The organism is Solitalea longa, assembly GCF_002920915.1.
Taxonomy (GTDB): domain Bacteria; phylum Bacteroidota; class Bacteroidia; order Sphingobacteriales; family Sphingobacteriaceae; genus Solitalea; species Solitalea longa.
Window position 1 is genome coordinate 16,495 of the sequence record NZ_PQVF01000003.1, and the last position, 13,720, is coordinate 30,214.

16 protein-coding genes are annotated in these 13,720 nt (G+C 38.0%); 12 read left to right on the plus strand and 4 right to left on the minus strand.

Annotated elements, in window-relative coordinates; translation table 11 throughout:
• Nucleotides 1–3: 3 nt before the first annotated feature.
• Nucleotides 4–978 carry a PorP/SprF family type IX secretion system membrane protein gene (locus C3K47_RS04390; protein WP_103787908.1) on the minus strand — a complete coding sequence of 325 codons (975 nt, stop codon included), beginning with the start codon at nt 976–978 and terminating at the stop codon, nt 4–6.
• A gap of 274 nt (nt 979–1,252) precedes the next feature.
• Between C3K47_RS04390 and C3K47_RS04395 the strand changes: the two genes are divergently transcribed.
• From C3K47_RS04395 to C3K47_RS04440, 10 genes are all read left to right on the plus strand, one after another.
• Complete coding sequence (locus tag C3K47_RS04395) at nt 1,253–1,501, plus strand: type B 50S ribosomal protein L31 (protein ID WP_103787909.1); 249 nt, start codon at nt 1,253–1,255, stop codon at nt 1,499–1,501.
• 136 nt (nt 1,502–1,637) lie between these two features.
• The gene (locus C3K47_RS04400; RefSeq protein ID WP_103787910.1) at nt 1,638–2,819 is read left to right on the plus strand and encodes a putative sugar nucleotidyl transferase; all 1,182 of its coding nucleotides are present in this window, start codon (nt 1,638–1,640) and stop codon (nt 2,817–2,819) included.
• 2 nt (nt 2,820–2,821) lie between these two features.
• Nucleotides 2,822–3,598, plus strand: coding sequence for a triose-phosphate isomerase (tpiA, locus tag C3K47_RS04405; protein ID WP_103787911.1), 777 nt, complete (start codon nt 2,822–2,824; stop codon nt 3,596–3,598).
• A 148-nt stretch (nt 3,599–3,746) separates the two neighbouring features.
• The gene (gene prmA, locus C3K47_RS04410; RefSeq protein ID WP_103787912.1) at nt 3,747–4,586 is read left to right on the plus strand and encodes a 50S ribosomal protein L11 methyltransferase; all 840 of its coding nucleotides are present in this window, start codon (nt 3,747–3,749) and stop codon (nt 4,584–4,586) included.
• A gap of 18 nt (nt 4,587–4,604) precedes the next feature.
• Nucleotides 4,605–5,048 (plus strand): DUF1572 family protein, encoded by a 444-nt coding sequence (locus tag C3K47_RS04415; protein ID WP_103787913.1) that lies wholly within the window; start codon nt 4,605–4,607, stop codon nt 5,046–5,048.
• Nucleotides 5,049–5,110: 62 nt separating this feature from the next.
• Complete coding sequence (locus C3K47_RS04420; protein ID WP_103787914.1) at nt 5,111–6,472, plus strand: UDP-N-acetylmuramate--L-alanine ligase; 1,362 nt, start codon at nt 5,111–5,113, stop codon at nt 6,470–6,472.
• 185 nt (nt 6,473–6,657) lie between these two features.
• Nucleotides 6,658–9,210 (plus strand): FtsK/SpoIIIE family DNA translocase, encoded by a 2,553-nt coding sequence (locus C3K47_RS04425; protein ID WP_103787915.1) that lies wholly within the window; start codon nt 6,658–6,660, stop codon nt 9,208–9,210.
• An 81-nt stretch (nt 9,211–9,291) separates the two neighbouring features.
• The gene (locus C3K47_RS04430; protein WP_103787916.1) at nt 9,292–9,945 is read left to right on the plus strand and encodes a LolA family protein; all 654 of its coding nucleotides are present in this window, start codon (nt 9,292–9,294) and stop codon (nt 9,943–9,945) included.
• A 144-nt stretch (nt 9,946–10,089) separates the two neighbouring features.
• A complete protein-coding gene (locus tag C3K47_RS04435; RefSeq protein ID WP_103787917.1) occupies nt 10,090–10,365 on the plus strand; it encodes a hypothetical protein in 276 nt (91 codons plus the stop codon).
• Between the two features lie 83 nt (nt 10,366–10,448).
• Complete coding sequence (locus C3K47_RS04440) at nt 10,449–11,210, plus strand: MBL fold metallo-hydrolase (RefSeq protein WP_103787918.1); 762 nt, start codon at nt 10,449–10,451, stop codon at nt 11,208–11,210.
• A 1-nt stretch (nt 11,211) separates the two neighbouring features.
• On the opposite strand, the gene C3K47_RS04445 is transcribed toward C3K47_RS04440, so the two are convergent.
• The 3 genes from C3K47_RS04445 to C3K47_RS04455 form a co-directional block, all read right to left on the minus strand.
• Complete coding sequence (locus tag C3K47_RS04445) at nt 11,212–11,790, minus strand: DUF4468 domain-containing protein (RefSeq protein ID WP_103787919.1); 579 nt, start codon at nt 11,788–11,790, stop codon at nt 11,212–11,214.
• Nucleotide 11,791: 1 nt separating this feature from the next.
• Nucleotides 11,792–12,199 carry a hypothetical protein gene (locus C3K47_RS04450; protein ID WP_103787920.1) on the minus strand — a complete coding sequence of 136 codons (408 nt, stop codon included), beginning with the start codon at nt 12,197–12,199 and terminating at the stop codon, nt 11,792–11,794.
• Nucleotides 12,200–12,261: 62 nt separating this feature from the next.
• Nucleotides 12,262–12,558 carry a cupin domain-containing protein gene (locus C3K47_RS04455; protein WP_103787921.1) on the minus strand — a complete coding sequence of 99 codons (297 nt, stop codon included), beginning with the start codon at nt 12,556–12,558 and terminating at the stop codon, nt 12,262–12,264.
• A gap of 143 nt (nt 12,559–12,701) precedes the next feature.
• Here C3K47_RS04455 and C3K47_RS04460 point away from each other — a divergent pair, with 143 nt between their 5' ends.
• Nucleotides 12,702–13,214, plus strand: a complete 513-nt coding sequence (locus tag C3K47_RS04460) for an antitoxin Xre/MbcA/ParS toxin-binding domain-containing protein (RefSeq protein WP_103787922.1) — start codon at nt 12,702–12,704, stop codon at nt 13,212–13,214.
• 24 nt (nt 13,215–13,238) lie between these two features.
• Nucleotides 13,239–13,667 (plus strand): RES family NAD+ phosphorylase, encoded by a 429-nt coding sequence (locus C3K47_RS04465; protein ID WP_103787923.1) that lies wholly within the window; start codon nt 13,239–13,241, stop codon nt 13,665–13,667.
• Nucleotides 13,668–13,720: the final 53 nt, after the last annotated feature.

The window sequence follows — 13,720 nt, forward strand, 5'->3', positions numbered from 1 at the left end:
TTGTTAAAAATACCTTGGTGTAAGCATTTTTATTTTCTTTGGAATGAATGAAAAACCTAAAGAGATCTCATGCGTTCCGTAGTTGTAATTTTTAAACTCAGAGAGCGAAAAGTCGTAGGCATAACCAATCCGCAGCCTGTCGGTAGCATATATTTCAATTAATGCGGCAATAGCATTATTCATGTTTAAGTCACTCTGTAAATTTTCTCTTCCAAGGAACATAACCCCTGTACGGTACGATGCTCCTAGCCAAACCCTGTCGTAAAACAATACAAAAGCATTAAGGTCTAAGGTTGAGGGTGCTTTTTGCTCTACTTTAAACAGGGTTGATGGTTTTAATACAATCGATTGAGATAGGGGAATCAGGCAGCCAGCGGTTAAATAAAAATGAGGGTATTTTTTTGGGACAAGTATGGAAGGGTCTTTTGTATAATTCATGTATTGGCTGATGATGTTATCAGCCGAAAAACCACCGTAAAATCGGTCGGTAGTATAAAATATTCCTGCCCGAAAGTCGGGCACCACTACACTCTGTTTAGTAAGTGGAACGGAGGGGTCAACGGGTTCATTTGGGTCTAATTGGCTCCCGTCAATTGCATATTGTGCAATGCCTAATCCTAAACCAAAAGCCAGTCTTCCCGTTTCGCTTACTTTTAACCGATAGGCGTAGTTAAGATAACCGGCCAGAGAACTTTCTGCACCAACGCGGTCGCCGACAATATTCACTGCCAGGCCCACATTGTTGTTGTTGGCTATAGCATCCAGCGCAAAGGTGAATGTTTCAGGATTGCCTTCCAATCCGCCGGTCCATTGTGAGCGGAAAAACATGTGCATGTTTAACTGTTCCTTATAGCCTGCATATGCCGGGTTGATATAAATACCGTTAAACATGTATTGGCTAAACTGTGCATCTGTTTGAGCAAATAAAGAAACGGGCCCGATTATAAAAAATAATATTAGTAGAGAGCGGTTTTTCATAACTTTTGGCTAATGATTTATCGTTGCAAAAAGTCAGTAGTTCTAATGGTGAAAGATAATGTGATGAAAAATGAAGGAAAGGAATGAGTCTTGCAAGGTTCTTTAAACAGTCTTAACTTGAATTTAGCTTTTTTTGCTCCAAGAAGCAAATTAAGATACAGTTGAATCACATCGGGCTTCTATAGATGATAAGTACAGAATAATTATTAATTTTAATTTGCACAATAAGATAGATGTATCTATATTTGCACCTCATTTAAAAATAAGTGCGAAGATGAAAGCTGATATCCACCCAAAAAATTATAGATTAGTAGTATTTAAGGATATGTCGTGCGATTACGCATTCCTTACCAAATCAACTGTTGACACTCGTGATTCCATCGTTTGGGAAGATGGAAACGAATATCCGTTAGTAAAATTAGAGATCTCTGATAAATCTCACCCGTTTTATACCGGTAAGATGAAATTGGTTGATACTGCGGGTCGTATCGATAAATTCAAAAACCGTTACGCTAAAAAATAGTTTCGGTTTACCTGATATAAAAAGTCTGTTGGAGGAATTCAACAGACTTTTTTTGTGGACTTTTGCCAACTCATAAATAAAAGTTGATAACAATTTATTTATGAGTTTACTCCTTAAGGTTTTTTATTTTTGAATAATGAGAAACTATATTTTGTTCGATGATAAAACAATTCGTCGACAATTGCTGCCTCTTACTTTTACCCGTCCTATTGCCGATCTGCGAATAGGGATATTCACCATTCGCCAAAAATGGGAAACACTCCTTAAGCAACAGCTATCCACCTTTACGGAAGATTATTTACAGGAAAAGTTCCCATTGATTTTAGAGGAAGACAATGTATTTATCAATGGGGCCATTATTCCAAATGATCTTTTGGTAAAACATATTCAGCAATTAAAACCTGGAGAATGTATTGGACATAATGAGTTGCTTATTGCGGCCTTTGTTACAAAGGAGCAGTTTGCCTCTTTCAATTTTACTTCAATCTTTGATAATTATAGCGAAGATTTTTATAGTCTGCGTTTTCCGGAGGATATATTCCAGTTCAATGATAAAGCGATTCGGGATGATTTTAAACGTTTAACGGCTAACAAAAACTCACAACGGTTTCCAACTGAGGCCCATATTTTAGGAAATGAGTTATTTATCGAGGAAGGAGCGAAGGTGGGGTTTGCTTACATTAACACCCAAACAGGACCTGTTTATATAGGTAAAAATGCCGAAATTATGGAAGGAGCCATGATTCGGGGGCCTTTTGCAGCAGGCGAAGGTACCGTGGTTAAGATGGGAGCGAAAATTTATGGAGCAACTACCCTTGGTCCTAATACAGTTGTAGGCGGAGAGCTGAAAAACTGTGTTTTTATAGGTAATTCAAATAAAGGCCATGATGGTTACCTGGGAGATTCGGTGATTGGGGAATGGTGCAATATGGGAGCGGATACCAATAATTCTAACCTGAAAAATAATTTTGGAAATGTTAAGGTTTGGAGCTACGCTACAGGCAGTTTGAGGGATACGAATCTGATGAAATATGGCGTGATCATGGCCGATCATACAAAAACTGCAATAAACACCATGCTTAATACAGGTACAGTAACTGGATTGGGATGCAGTATTGCAACAATGGGTTTTCCTCCTAAATTTGTAACCGATTTTAGTTGGTTGCAGAACGAAGTTACCGCTGAGTTCGACTTTGAAAAATTTTGTAAAGCGGCTTCTGCAATGATGCAAACAAAAAAAACCGAGTTCAATGCTGTTGAAAAGCGTATACTTGAATTCATTTTTACTCACACAAGAACACACAAACTATTCTATTAATAATGAGACAGAAAATTGTTGCCGGAAACTGGAAGATGAATAACGATTTAAAAGAATCGTTAAAATTAATCTCTGAAGTTGCCAATATGGTTACCGATGAGGTAAGCAATGATGCAGTTGTTATTGTATCTGCGCCATTTACTAATATTTATGCTCTGGATCAGTGGAAAACCGGATCTAGTGCTGTTGATAAAATTAAACTTGCAGGCCAAAACTGCTGCTGGGAAGAGTCGGGAGCTTACACGGGTGAGGTTTCTGCAAAAATGTTAAAGTCAATTGGTGCTGATTACGTGATTTTAGGCCACTCTGAGCGTCGCCAGTATTTTGCAGAAAGCAACAGTCAGTTGGCTAAAAAAGTGGACCTAGCCTTAAAACATGAACTGATTCCAATTTTCTGCGTTGGTGAAACATTGCAGGAGCGTGAGCAAGGCATTCATTTCGATGTGATCAAATCGCAGTTAAAAGAGGGCTTATATCACCTGATCAAAAGTGTATTTAAAACGGTTGTTATTGCTTATGAGCCAGTTTGGGCCATTGGCACAGGCCTAACCGCCACTCCGGAGCAGGCTCAGGAAGTGCATGCTTATATCCGCCAGCTGATTGCTGAAGGTTATGATGAAGAAACTGCTGAAAGTGTAAGCATTTTATACGGTGGAAGCTGTAATCCATCAAATGCCGCCTCTTTATTTTCGCAAAAAGATATTGACGGTGGATTGATCGGTGGTGCGTCATTAAAATCTCGCGACTTTACCGACATCATCAAAACGTTTAATTCGTAATCAAATAATTGTTTAAAATCACTGATTCTGTTCATTGTTTATGGATGGGATCAGTGATTTTATTTTTGTTAATACCAACAAGATGAATATCTTGTGGGCAATTTAACGTGACCAAGTGCTTACAATTTAAATTATGCTCTCAATATCCATGAATTATCTCGAACTCGTTTTCACTGTTAACGACCCTGAAGGGTTTGTTAAAGACCTGCTTATTGCCGAATTATCTGAAATAGATTTCGATACATTTGAAGACACCGATAAAGGTTTTAAGGCCTATATACCTGCTGATAAATTTGACGAAACTGCTTTAAAAGACCAACTGGCGCATTATGCTGAACAGTTTAGGTTTTCGTATGCCATTAATGAAATTCCTCAGAAAAATTGGAACGAAGTATGGGAAAGCAATTTTGAACCGGTTACGGTGGGAGATAAGCTTCATATCCGGGCAACTTTTCATCCTTCAAAATCTGATGAATTTCCTTTGGAAATTGTTATCGATCCTAAAATGGCTTTCGGTACCGGTCACCACGAAACCACCTATCTGATGTCGGAGTTTTTATTGCAATCAGAAGTAGAAGGTAAAAAGGTTTTAGATATGGGTTGTGGATCTGGTATTCTGGCTATCCTTGCTTCAAAACTAGGCGCAGAAGAACTATTAGCAGTCGACATTGACCCTGTTTGCGTTTCGAGTACTGTAGAAAATGCTCAATTAAATGAAACGGATAATATAACATCGGAGCTGGGCGATATTGATGAGGTGAATGACTCTGGTTTTGATTTGATCTTAGCCAATATCAATCGCAATATTTTGATCAGACACATGGCAAGGTATGCCGAAATGCTGGAAGATGAAGGTGAGCTGATCATGAGCGGCTTTTATGAAGTTCCTGATTTGCCTATAATACAAGAAGAAGCATCCAAATATGATCTGAAATATATCAGTCATTATACACGCAATAATTGGGTTGCTGCCAAGTTTGTGAAATAAGCGGATTAGATACTTCATATGCTACCAACCCTAAAAGCATTATATACCCGGGATCTTTTAAAGCTGAAGGCCGAAATAGAGGCTTATCGTAAAGAAGAAAATATCTGGAAAACAGATGGAGCCATTGCCAATTCTGCCGGTAACCTTTGCCTGCATTTGATAGGAAACTTAAACCATTATATAGGAAATATTTTGGGAGGCAGCGGTTATGTTAGAAACCGGGAGCTGGAGTTTTCTCAAAAAAATGTTCCCCTGGCTGAGCTTTTTTCAATGATTGATTGTACGATAACTGTTGTCGATCAATCTTTGGACAAGATTTCCTTTGAGCAGTTAAAAGAAGAATACCCAATATTGGTTTTCACTGAAAAAACATCAGTTGAATTTTTGATTGTTCACCTGGTAATGCATCTTTCGTATCACCTGGGGCAGATTTCCTATCATCGCCGATTGTTGGATAATTAATCATTCTATCTCTTGTTTTTGAATAAATAAATCCGAATTTCGCTCGCAATTCCTGCAAAAACATGAACGTACATTTTATTTCTATTGGCGGTAGTGCGATGCACAATCTGGCTATTGCCCTCCATAAAAAAGGCTATAAGGTAACCGGATCTGATGATGAGGTTTTCGAGCCTTCCAAATCAAGATTGGCTGCAATGGGCTTATTGCCCGAACAAATGGGCTGGCAACCGGAGCTGATCACAGCCGAGTTAGATGCCGTTATTTTAGGGATGCATGCCCGTGCCGATAATCCGGAGTTAATTAAGGCGAAAGAATTAGGCATTAAAATCTATTCGTATCCCGAATATATCTACGAGCAGTCAAAAGATAAGATTCGCGTAGTAATTGGTGGCAGCCATGGCAAGACAACCATTACAGCCATGATTTTGCATGTTTTGCACCAATGCAATATTGATTGCGATTATCTGGTGGGTGCTCAATTGGCGGGTTTTGATACCATGGTGCGCATCACACAAAATGCACCTGTGATTATTATAGAGGGCGATGAATATTTGTCATCTCCAATCGATCGTCGACCTAAATTCCATTTATATAAAGCCAACCTTGCAATTTTAAGTGGTATTGCCTGGGATCATATAAACGTATTTCCAACTTTTGAGAATTACGTAGAACAGTTTAAGATATTTCTCGATACCATTCAGCCTAATGGCTTTTTGGCTTATTGCGAGGCTGATGATGAATTAAAGAAATTAGTAGCTCATTATGCGAATCCTGTTTTTGAAACTGTAGGATATGGATTACCACAGCATGAGGTTGTTAATGGAGTTACCAGTTTGAATACCGAACAAGGTAAAGTGGAACTGGAAGTTTTTGGTGAGCATAATCTGATGAACTTAAATGGCGCCCGCTTAATTTGTAATAAGTTGGGTGTAAGCAATGCCGATTTTTATAACGCAATTTCGAGTTTTAAGGGAGCGGCTAAACGATTGGAACTGGTTAGCAAAAATGAAACAACTGCTGTTTATAAAGATTTTGCCCATTCTCCATCAAAATTAAAGGCAACTACAGCAGCCATGAAAGCGCAGTTCCCAAATCGTAAGTTAATTGCTGCAATGGAACTGCATACATTCAGCAGCTTAAATAAAACCTTTTTACAAGAATATGATGGAGCCATGGCAACCGCGGATGTGGCCTTGGTTTATTTCAACCATCATACTATTGAACATAAAAAACTTGAACCAATCACAGAAGAGCAGGTTAAAAGTGCTTTTAATTCAGCCAATGTTCAGGTTTTTACCAACTCGCAAGAACTCGAAAAATACCTGTTGGATCAAAACTGGTTAAATACAAATCTTTTGTTGATGAGTTCCGGAAATTTCGATGGTATCGACTTTAAGGAACTGGCAGAAAAAGTATTGAATTAAAATATAAATCAGCGTCCATGATTAGCTAATACTAATCATGGACCTATTAAACATCATCCAGCCCAATCAACTGTTGTAAATTCATCTGTTTTACAACAAAATAATTCTCAAACCAGCTTTTCTTTACCAAAAATCTATTTGCTACTTTATAATGGCTCGTTATCTTTGAGAGATATATTTTTCTGATGCAAGAACGTACGAATCGTTTTAGAAACGAGATTAAAGATCCTGAGGCCGAGAAAATTAGCCAAAAACCAAAGATCAAGTATCCGCCAAAGCAAGAGGAGGAAAAGAAACCGTTTTTCAGTTTACCTGAAGTTAATCCAAAACTGATCAAGATAACCGGTTTGTTTTTACTCATTCTTTCCATTTATTTTCTGGTTGCTTTTACTTCATATATTTTAACATGGGATGAAGATCAGAGCGTGGTGATGAAAATGTCATGGAATAAAATATTTACTCCGCAAGAACACCCGGTTGAAAACTGGATGGGTTTATGGGGAGCGATGATTGCTCACCAGTTTATTTACAAATGGTTTGGTGTTGCCTCTTTTGTATTTGTTTTCGTGTTTTTTGTAATAGGATACAGGCTCTTGTTTAAAGTGGCCGTTTTGCCTATTGTAAAATCGCTTGCATATGCTTTTTTCTTTTTGGTATTCCTTTCGGTTTTTGCAGGTTACATTAACAGTTTCTTTAATCCAATGCCTCATTTTCTCGAAGGCGTATTCGGATTTCAGTTGAATAATTGGTTGGGAGCTACCCTGGGTAAAACAGGCGTTTTGGGTGTTTTGGTTTTTGCAGGTCTCGTGTTTGTGATCATTGCATTCAATCCTGATTTCTCTCCAAAGCAAAAGCCATTAACTGCCCCCCCAGCTGATCTTCCTCGTAGGAATAAATTTGATGATCTGGCAACAGAAGAAGAAATAGATTTTACTCCGCGTCGCGAATATTCATCATCCAATGGTCCAATAAAACCAAACCTTGCTTATTTGGAAGAGGAGTTAACACCGGAAGTTAAAACAATTGATTTTGAAACCAATAATCAGGTCGCCCTCGAAACAGAACCGGTAGTAGAGGATGTTCCCGAAGAAATTGAATTTACCCATGTTCAACAGCCTGAAGAGCCTGCTGTTATGCCGATTGAGCCTACTGAAGAAGAGCTAGAGCTAAGCATTGAACATACAGAGGAAGAGAAGTTAGCACAAGACTTGGTTAGCCAGCATGGAGAGTTTGATCCTACGCTGGATTTGGCTTCGTATAAATATCCAACTATTGATTCGCTGGATCATCATGGCTCGAATAAAATTCATGTTGATCAGCAGGAACTTGAGGCCAATAAAAATAAGATCGTAGACACACTTGGCCATTACGGTATTGAGATTGACAAGATCAAGGCTACCATTGGTCCAACTGTTACATTATATGAAATTATTCCGGCTCCGGGAGTTCGTATTTCCAAGATCAAAAATCTCGAAGATGATATTGCCTTGAGTTTGGCGGCATTGGGTATTCGTATCATTGCTCCAATACCGGGCAAAGGAACTATTGGTATTGAGGTGCCAAATCAGCATCCTGAACTGGTATCGATGCGTTCGGTAATGGCGACGGAAAAATTCCAGGCTTCAACAATGGATTTGCCGGTTGCTTTGGGTAAAACAATCTCTAATGAGGTGTTTATTGCCGATTTAGCTAAAATGCCACACATGCTGATGGCAGGTGCTACAGGTCAGGGTAAGTCGGTTGGTATCAATGCTTTAATTGCTTCTTTACTTTACAAAAAGCACCCTTCGCAGTTAAAATTTGTTTTTGTTGATCCGAAGAAAGTTGAGTTAACCCTTTATAAGAAGATTGAACGACATTTTCTTGCCAAATTACCGGGTGAGGGAGACGCTATTATCACTGATACCAAGAAGGTGATCAACACATTGAATTCATTGTGTATTGAGATGGATAACCGGTATGAATTATTAAAGGATGCCGGGGTACGTAACCTTAAAGAATACAATCAGAAATTTGTTTCAAGAAGACTGAATCCAGAAAATGGCCATCGTTATCTTCCGTACATCGTATTGGTTATTGACGAGTTCGCCGATCTGATCATGACAGCGGGTAAGGAAGTGGAAACACCTATTGCGCGTTTGGCTCAATTGGCCCGGGCAATTGGTATTCACTTGGTAATTGCTACCCAGCGTCCTTCAGTAAACGTTATTACAGGTATCATTAAGGCCAATTTCCCTGCGCGTTTAGCCTTTAGGGTAACGGCTAAAATCGATTCGAGAACTATTCTGGATGCCGGTGGTGCCGATCAGTTAATTGGTCGTGGTGATATGCTGTTTTCTACGGGCTCCGACTTAATACGCTTGCAATGTGCTTTCCTTGACACACCGGAAGTGGAGAGAATTTGTGAATATATTGGGTCGCAAAGAGGGTACACCAGCGCTTATGAACTGCCTGAATATGTTGGTGAGGATGGAGAAGGTTCAGTTAAAGATTTCGACCCAAGTGACCGTGATGCTTTATTTGAAGATGCCGCACGTTTGGTGGTTATTCACCAGCAAGGTTCTACTTCGTTGATTCAGCGTAAGTTAAAGTTGGGGTATAACCGTGCAGGGCGGATTATTGACCAATTAGAAGCCGCCGGAATTGTCGGTCCTTTTGAAGGAAGCAAGGCAAGGGAAGTGCTTTATCCTGATGAATATTCACTGGAACAATATCTCAATACTTTAAACGGAAAATAGTTAGAATAGTTAAATTTGCCCTTCATTTTAAACGGCACGACTTGTGATAAGTCTATATACTCTGATAGAATAAAATTAATAATGAAAAAAACACTTTTTACTTCGGCTTTGGCGATAATTGTTTCAGTAGCTGCATTTGCGCAATCGCCAGCTGAAAAACAGGCAAAAGACATCTTAACCGGTGTAAGTGCCAAATACCGTTCATTGGATGGTTTAAAAACTGATTTCTCGTATACGCTCGAAAATCCTTCTGAAAAAATCAATGAAACTCAAAACGGTACTTTGTATATCAAACAAAAATCAAATAAATACAAAGTAATTTTAGGTGGAACAGAGTTGTTTAGTGATGGCAAGCTTTCTTACACTTACTTAAAGGAAACTAAAGAATTACAAATTAATAACTTAGAGAAAAACGGTGAAAGCTTAAATCCAACCCAGATCTTCACCATTTATGAAAAAGGTTATAAATATATGTTGAAAGGTGAGAAGAAGGATGGTGCCAGTACTGTTCAACTAATTGACCTTGTTCCTTTAGCAACTAAACAGTTTTCGAAAATTGAACTTACAGTTGATAAAAAGCTTAAGCAATTAAAGCAGATCAAGATTTTTGATAAGAACGGAAATCGCTACACCTATAAGGTGAAAACTTTTGTACAAAACCCTAAAGTAGACGATTCTTTCTTTGCTTTTGATAAGAAAAAATATCCGGGTGTAGATGTGGTTGATTTACGCTAATCATTAAGTGTAATTAATATGAAATTTAATCCCAAATGCTAATTTAGCTTTGGGATTATTTTTTTAAAGAGCTAAGAATGATGAAAGAAAAGGTTAATTATTCTTGCTATCATTCAACTAACCTTTTAACTTGATGCTATCTTCATGCTGAATATAACGAACCATACACTTGAAAAATTGGAAACCTTATTACGTGACCTTGAATACAAGGTTAGGTACGAAAAAGGAAATTTTAAATCGGGTGCCTGTTTGCTGCAATCAACCAAAGTGGTAGTGGTAAATAAGTTTATTACGCTTGAACAAAAGATCAATGCCCTTGTTGAAATTGTAAAGCAGGTGAGAGCGGATGAAAGTTTGCTTGATGAAAAACAAAAGGCTTTTTATTTGAGTCTGAAGCAGATAAAATTAGACTTAGAATAAGTGGTTTATGAATTGTGAGTTTCGAGTTGCGTGTTATCTATTACAAGTTTTAACATGTATCTCATAACCTGAAATACGAACAAATGAAAATAACTTTTCTAGGAACGGGAACATCACAGGGAGTGCCTGTCATAGCTTGTGATTGTGCCGTTTGTGTTTCAACGGACAAGCGCGATAATCGCTTGCGGTCGTCTATTTTGGTAGAATGGAACAGTACTTCGGTGGTTATTGATTGCGGTCCCGATTTTCGCTACCAAATGCTTAGGGCCGGAGTGAAAAAACTTGATGCCATTGTTTTTACACATGAGCACAAAGATCATATTGCCGGTTTGGACGATGTAAGGGCTTTTAACTTTAAGCTAAACAGGGAGATGGATGTTTTTGCTGCACCGAGGGTTCAGGAAGCCGTGATAAGGGAGTTTGCTTACGTTTTCGCTTCCATAAAATATCCGGGCATTCCCAAAGTGAATTTGGTGGAAATTGGCAACAAACCTTTTACTGTTCATGGCATCGAGTTTAAACCTATCGAAGTAATGCACTATAAACTGCCTGTTTTTGGATTTCGCATTGGCGATTTTTCCTACATTACCGATATGAAAACCATTAAGGATGAGGAAAAAGAGAAGTTGAAAGGGACTAAGGTTTTGGTGTTGAATGCACTACAACGAGAAAGTCATGTTTCGCATTTGACACTGGAAGAAGCTATTGAGCTTGCAAAGGAAATTAAAGCTGAACAAACTTATTTTACCCATATCAGCCATCGCTTAGGTAAACATGAAGACCTGGAAAGGGAACTGCCTAAAGGAATTGACCTGGCTTATGATGGTCTTGTTCTTTCGATGTAAATTACTCTAAATGCGGTCCGCGCTGATACTTATCTTCCGGTTCAACCTCCAAAGCAGTATTAAATGATTCGATCTGCTGACTAATCAGCTTGTAAAATTGCTTAACCCTACGCGTATAGTCGGTACTGCGTTTATTCTTTAAATAGTTAGCATAATCCTCCTCAATGCATATCCTTGCCGCCGAATTGGAAGTGTATTGCGATTTTTCATACAGCCTGCCTTTAAATTTGTCAATTTTATAAGCATAAGCATTGTCGTATACATCAATATGGATCTTATATTCAAAAATAACCTTGTTTAAATTATGAAGGTCCATTTGATTGAATTCAAGTGATCCATTGGCCTCAATCAAGCTGTCTGTTCTATTGTTATCATTAAACGAAGTGTTTTGAGCCGGGAAACATTTCAATACCCAGTTTTTTGCCCTGGCATATATCGAATCTTTTGAAACGTTGTTTACAAATACGGTATCGGAAAACACAACTTTGTTATGATGTATTGGAAACTCAACAGTTTGTGCGCCGGCTTCAGCAAGAGAAAGCATGCACAGAAGACAGAAGAACAGTAAACGAGTGATCATTTTAGGGTCTTAATTTTTTGAACACCATAGGTCCCGTATTTCCTTGCTCATCTTTGTAAATGCCTCGCAGCGTATTACCATCAGGGCTTAACTCTAAAATATGTTCTCCAGAAAGTGCCCATCCGGGAATAGCCTTGGTAACCTTTACTTTATAGTCAACCTTGTTTCCTGTGATGTTTCCTTCGCCTATTTCAACCATTGGTGTTCCCTTAAACTCCAAATAATGAGCCACTTTTACCTTATTTCCTTCCTGAGAAAAGATAGCATAGCAATGGCTGAAATTGGTTGAGTTTGAATCGGCCCAAAGACCAGTAATATTAATTGGTGGAGACGAGTGATCGGTAAATGCAGGAAAAAGAAAAAGTCCGCTTAGGGCTAAAAACGGAAAAATGACTTTAGTTAATTTCATATTTTAAATGATGACACCCCTAAAATAGAAATTATATAAATAATTTAGTAAGAAGGATTGGCTCACCCTTGGGTTAAAAAACAAACCGAATCTTCCAGTGCTTCTACTGTATGCATTATTTCAACCGGAATGTCAGTATAATCATAACGTGCCAACTCAATGTTCTTATCACTTTCTTTGTAAATAACCTTGCCGTTTACAACAGTTAAGCGACTTGGTAAATGGGCTTTGTGCTCCTTTAATATCATTCCTTTTTTAAAGGTCACCACTAATACTCTGAAATTTTCACCGGCATGAAGAGCGCCGGCCATTGGATGGGTGGATGATTCCAGCTTATGGAGCAAATCTTTAATAATCATAGTCTTAGGTATGAATATCTCGTTTCCAAGATACAAACAAATAATTTAAGAATGATTCTAGAATAGGAGGGAAAGATGGTGAAAAAATTCTTAATGCTTAAGAAAAATTGTATCTTGTTTTAAGTTCTCAAAATGAAAGCCTTATGGAAAGAAAACCAAAAAGCAGTACTCCCGCACCTTATAAAACTGCTGATGAAGAAGCAATTTCTATAGTTGCAGAAGAGTTGGTGGCTTATGAAATCAATACTGAAGATTTCCTGAAAACTGTTCATGAGAAAATCCATGATAAGGGCTACTATGTTTTAAAGCTTTCGCAGGATGGTTTACCGATTGAACGACTTTTTGATTTGATAAGAATTGCAGGCTTAACTCAAAAAGAAACAGAATACATTTTTGATTCGTCATTTAGAACCTTTAATATTTATCGTAAAGAACAAAAGCAGTTAAATGTTTCTGATTCTGAAAGGCTTTTAAAGCTTATTGATCTATGGGGAAACGGCTTTGACACTTTTGGAAGCTATGATAAGTTCAATAAATGGATGCGTCAGCCCTCTTATGGTTTATATGGAGAAATTCCACTTACTATTTTAAATGCAATTTCAGGCATTGATGAAGTTAATAAAGAACTTAACCGTATTAAATCCGGAGATTTTTAATATTCACATCTACTTGCATTGTTAATGAACATTTACCGAATTAGCAGAAACCCTGTTATAAACAATGCCAGTGTGGAGGGCCGGTGGAATTTGGGTGGCTCTTATGTTAAATATGCGTCTGAGAGCAGAGCTTTAGCCTGCATGGAAAACCTGGTCCATATGGGTGGAATTCTTCCAAGCGCCGATTATTATTTGCTTACCATTGAGTTGCCAGCGAATTATTCATGTTTAGTATTGAAGGAAGATCAGCTTCCAAAAAACTGGCGTACTAATCTTTATTATACACGAAGATTAGGTGATGATTGGTATGAAGCCAATGAATCGCTTATTTTACAGGTGCCTTCTTGTGTTATGTCTGATGAATATAACTTTCTTATACATGCCAAGCATGAACAATTTCAACAAGTAAGGTTTAAAACTACTCCGTTTGCTTTTGATTTCAGGGTGTTTTGATTTATTACGGTAAGCTTTGGTAATTTTAGTTTAGTACTTTTTCAGGAAAAGCC